3 protein-coding genes, 1 pseudogene and 1 riboswitch are annotated in these 4,764 nt (G+C 69.1%); of the genes and pseudogenes, 3 read left to right on the forward strand and 1 reads right to left on the reverse strand.

Going from position 1 to position 4,764, the window contains the following annotated elements:
• From D3A59_RS24595 to D3A59_RS24605, 3 genes are all read left to right on the forward strand, one after another.
• Positions 1–725, forward strand: a 725-nt coding sequence (locus tag D3A59_RS24595) for a tripartite tricarboxylate transporter substrate binding protein (RefSeq protein ID WP_157991703.1), incomplete at its 5' end; no start/stop codon positions are given.
• 16 nt (positions 726–741) lie between these two features.
• A complete protein-coding gene (locus D3A59_RS24600) occupies positions 742–2,013 on the forward strand; it encodes a M20 aminoacylase family protein (RefSeq protein WP_119157936.1) in 1,272 nt (423 codons plus the stop codon).
• Between the two features lie 26 nt (positions 2,014–2,039).
• Positions 2,040–2,147, forward strand: a riboswitch (glycine riboswitch).
• A 46-nt stretch (positions 2,148–2,193) separates the two neighbouring features.
• Positions 2,194–3,501: a D-amino acid dehydrogenase gene (locus D3A59_RS24605; protein ID WP_119157937.1), complete on the forward strand. Its 1,308-nt coding sequence runs from the start codon at positions 2,194–2,196 to the stop codon at positions 3,499–3,501.
• Positions 3,502–3,727: 226 nt separating this feature from the next.
• On the opposite strand, the pseudogene fahA reads toward D3A59_RS24605, so the two are convergent.
• Positions 3,728–4,711 (reverse strand): annotated as a pseudogene (gene fahA, locus D3A59_RS24610) (fumarylacetoacetase); the annotation flags it as partial.
• Between the last annotated feature and the right edge of the window lie 53 nt (positions 4,712–4,764).

The raw sequence follows: 4,764 nt of genomic DNA on the forward strand, positions 1-4,764 counted from the left end.
GGCACTACGTCTTCCAGGGCTCGCCCAACGAGGTGATCCTGTCGCCGCTGGCCAACGCCAAGGTCAAGTTCAAGACCGAGGACTTCCGGCTCGTGCATCCGGTCGCCGACGCGGTGATGGTGTTCGTCACGCGCAAGGACCTGCCGGTCAGCAGCGTGGACGAGCTGATCGCGCTGGCCAGGAAGTCCTCCGCCCAGCCGCTGACCTACGGCAGCGTCGGCGTCGGCTCGCTCTACCACCTGATCCTCGAGAATGTGCAGGAGCTCACCGGCACCCGCCTCGTGCACGTGCCCTACAAGGGCAATGCGCCGCTGATGCAGGACCTCGGCGGCGGCCAGGTGGACTTCGCGGTGCTGGTCTACAGCGCGGCCATGGGGGCGCTTGCCGAGCAGGGCAAGCTCAAGGTGATCGGCCAGCTCGGCGCGCAGCGCTCGGAGCTGCTGAAGAACGTGCCGACGGTCGGCGAGGGCCAGGCGCTCAAGAACTTCTCCTACAAGATCTGGACAGGCTTCATGGTGCCCAGGAGCACCCCCGAGCCGGTGGTGCAGCGGCTGCACCAGGCCGTGGGCAAGGTGCTGCAGGACCCGGGCGTGCGTTCGCAGCTCGCGGCGCAGACCCAGCTCGCATCCGCCCCGATGACGCTGGCCGAGTCCGCCCGCTTCTTCGAGGCCGAGACGGCCCGCTACCGCGCCATCGCCCGGCAGATCGACCTGCAGCCCCAGTGACGGCGCCGAGGCTGCGATGACCTACCTGCTGCAAGCGCTGGCCGACAGGGCCGGCGAGTTCGTCCGCCTGCGGCGCGACATCCACCGGCATCCCGAGCTGGCGTTCGAGGAGCACCGCACCGCGGCGCTGGTGGCCGACAAGCTCGAGGGCTGGGGCTATGCGGTGGAGCGGGGCATCGGCAGCACCGGCGTCGTGGGCACGCTGGTCAGGGGGCAGGGAACGCGCAGGCTCGGCCTGCGCGCCGACATGGACGCACTGCCGATCAGCGAGGCCTCCGGCGCCGAGTGGGCCAGCAGCCGAGCCGGCGTGATGCACGCCTGCGGCCACGACGGCCACACCGCGATGCTGCTCGCCGCGGCCCGTCACCTGGCCGAGCACGGCCGCTTCGACGGCACGCTGCACCTGATCTTCCAGCCGGCCGAGGAGGGCGGGGGCGGCGCGCTGCGCATGATGGAGGACGGGCTGTTCGATCGCTTCCCCTGCGACGCCGTCTTCGCGATGCACAACATGCCCGGCGTGCCGCAGGGCCGCCTGGTGCTGCGCGAGGGGCCGTCGATGGCCTCCAGCGACTACGCCACCGTCACGCTGACCGGCATCGGCGGCCACGGCGCGATGCCGCACAGGGCGGCCGATCCGGTGGTGGCCGCGGCGAGCGTGGTGATGGCGCTGCAGAGCGTGGTGTCGCGCAACGTCGACCCGCTGCAGGCGGCGGTGGTGACGGTGGGGGCGCTGCACGCGGGGCAGGCCAACAACGTGATCCCGGCCCGCGCCACGCTCGAGCTCAGCGTGCGCGCGCTCGACCGGGAGGTGCGCGAGCTGCTCGAGCGCCGCATCAGGGCGCTGGTGGTGGCGCAGGCCGAGAGCTTCGGCGTCACGGCGAGCATCGACTGGCGAGCCGGCTACTCGGTGCTGGTCAACACGCCCGAGGAGACCGCTTTCGCGCGCGAGGTGGCGCTGGAGCTGCTGGGCCCGGAGCGCGTCACGCTGCAGGGCCCGCCACTGACCGGCAGCGAGGACTTCGCCTTCATGCTCGAGCGCGTGCCCGGCAGCTACCTCCTCATCGGCAACGGGGACGGCACGGACGGACGCGAGGCCCCCGCCTGCATGGTGCACAACCCGGGCTACGACTTCAACGACGACAACGTCGCGATCGGCAGCGCCTACTGGGTGCTGCTGGCCGAGCGCTTCCTTGTGCGCCCAAGGGGAGGCCCCGGCGCGATAGGCAACTCATTCGTGCAGGAGAGCGCCGGGCTCGCGCCCGGCCACCGAAGGCGCAATCTCCCATGAACGCTCAGGTCCCGTACTGCACACCATCATCGCCGTCTGGAGAGACGTCACGCCAGTGACGCACCGAAGGAGCAAGGCCCGACGATCGGACGCTCGGGCTGAATCTCTCAGGTACCAAGGACAGGGGGAGCGGCAAGTGTCCGGCAGGACCTGTCGGGCATCCTATTCCTGGAGCTTCAGATGAAAGTATTGGTTCTCGGCGCCGGCCTGCTCGGCGTCACCTCGGCCTATTTCCTGCGCCAGCAAGGTCACGACGTGAGCGTCATTGACCGGCAGGCCGCGCCTGCTGCGGAGACCAGCTTCGCCAATGGGGGCCAGATCTCGGTCAGCCATGCCGAACCCTGGGCCAATCCGGGCGCCCCGCTGAAGGTACTGAAATGGCTGGGCCGGGAGGATGCGCCGCTGCTGTTTCGCCTGCGCGCCGACATGCGCCAGTGGCTGTGGGGCCTGCAGTTCCTGCGCGAATGCACCCCGGCGCGCACGCGCCGCAACATCGAACAGATCGTGCGCCTGGGCACCTACAGCCGCGACACCCTGCAGCAGTTGCGCCGCGAGCGCGACATCGCCTACGACGAGCGCACGCAGGGCATCCTGCATTTCTACACGAGCGAAAAGGAGTTCAGCAGCGCCGAGGCGCCGGCCGCGCAGATGCGGGCGTTGGGCTGCGACCGGCGCGTGATCTCGGCCGACGAGGCGGTGCGCATCGAGCCCGCCCTGCGCCACATCCGCCCGCAGCTCGCCGGGGCCACCTACACCGTAGAGGATGAATCGGGTGACGCCAACCGCTTCGCGCGTGAGCTGGCCCGGCGCTGCGAGGAGGACGGCGTGCGCTTCCTGATGGGCCACACCGTCACGGCGCTGCGCGAGGTGGGGGGCGCGATCGACCATGTGGAACTGATCGACGCAGAAGGCTGCTTCCAGCGCCAGCGGGCCGATGCCTACGTGCTGGCCATGGGGTCCGCGAGCCCGCTGTACGCGCGGCCGCTCGGCATCGCGCTGCCGATCTATCCGGCCAAGGGCTACTCGGTGACGATGCCGGTGAAGGACGCGTCGATGGCGCACCAGGTCTCGCTGACCGACGACGAGTACAAGCTCGTCTTCTCGCGCCTCGGCGACCGGCTGCGCATTGCCGGCACCGCCGAACTGAACGGCTACGACCGGGACCTGAACCCCCTGCGCTGCGAGGCGATCGTGCGTCGCGTCGAGGAACTGTTCCCCGGTGCCGGCGACACCGAGCGCGCGCAGTTCTGGACCGGCCTGCGCCCGGCCACGCCGAGCAATGTGCCGATCATCGGGCGCTCGAAGCTGCCGAACCTGTTCCTCAACACCGGGCACGGTACGCTGGGCTGGACGCATGCGTGCGGCTCGGGAAAGAGCATCGCACGCATCGTCAGCGGATTCGCCCCGGAAGTGGACTTCGCGTTCATCGGCATGGCAAGACCTCGCGTGCATGCATCTTGTTCCGGGACGGCAGCGCGGGCTTCGTAAAGAAGTGGCCCGGGGACGTTGGTCAGTGCAACGCGCATGATCGAAGTTTCAGGACGCTGATCATCGCCAGCGTCCCCAAGCTCGGCTGCACCCATCTCCTCTTCCGCCCCGCTCATCGGGCCGCTCGCTTTCCTCGTCCTTCAGCGCGCGCATCTTCTCGGCCTTGCCGGGCAGGGATGTGGGTAGTGGGATGAGCTTACGCCGCCGTGCCGGGAGGCGGCTGCATCTACCGCGGCAGACCGAGCGCCGGCAGTACGGTGCCGCGGCACTCGCCGAAGCCGATGCGGGCGGCACCGGCTCGTTCACACCAGCCCCGCAGCACAACGCAGTCCCCGTCTTCGAGGAAGGTCCGCGTATCACCGTCGGGCAGGGCGAGCGGCTGCCGGCCACCGGCGGTGAGTTCGATCAGCGCGCCGGCCTGCTCCAATGTGGGACCGGAGAGCGTGCCGCTGCCGAGCAGGTCGCCGGGCTGCAGGTTGCAACCGTTGACGGTGTGGTGGGTCACCATTTGCGCCAGCGTCCAGTAGGCGTGCCGGTAGCTGGTGCGGCTCAGCGTCGCGGGGGTACCGCCCTGCTCGCGCATGCGTGGCGTCTCGAGCAGCACCTCGAGTTGCAGGTCGATCGAGCCGCCCTCGCGGTTGGTCGGTGAATCGAGATAGGGCAGGGGTTGCGGATCGTTCACGGGGCGCACGAAGGGCACGCGGTAGGGGGCCAGGGCCTCCAGTGTCACGATCCACGGCGAGATCGTGGTGGCGAAGTTCTTCGCGAGAAACGGACCAAGGGGTTGGTACTCCCAGGCCTGCAGATCACGTGCCGACCAGTCGTTGAGCAGGCACAGGCCGAAGATATGGGATTCGGCCTCAGCCATCGTAATCGGCTCGCCCGTCGCATTGCCGCGCCCAATGAAGGCGCCGAGCTCGAGTTCGTAGTCCAGCCGCCGGCTCGGGCCCAGGCTTGGTTGCTGGGCACCGGGCGGCATCGTCTGGCCCATGGGTCGAAGAAAGCGCTGGCCCGAGACGCCGATGCTCGATGCCCGTCCGTGGTAGCCAATCGGCACCCACTTGTAGTTCGGCATCAGCGGGTTGTCCGGGCGGAACAGGCGGCCAACGTTGGTCGCATGGTGGACGGAGGTATAGAAGTCAGTGTAGTCGCCGATGTGCGCCGGCACCTCGTACTCGGCCGCCGCCTGCGGAACAAGGCAGGCGGCTAGTGGCGTGAGTTAGAAATTCCTTTGCAGAAGGAGGCCACCGAGGAGAGGATTTC

Source organism: Caldimonas tepidiphila (genome assembly GCF_003569765.1).
Lineage (GTDB): Bacteria > Pseudomonadota > Gammaproteobacteria > Burkholderiales > Burkholderiaceae_C > Caldimonas > Caldimonas tepidiphila.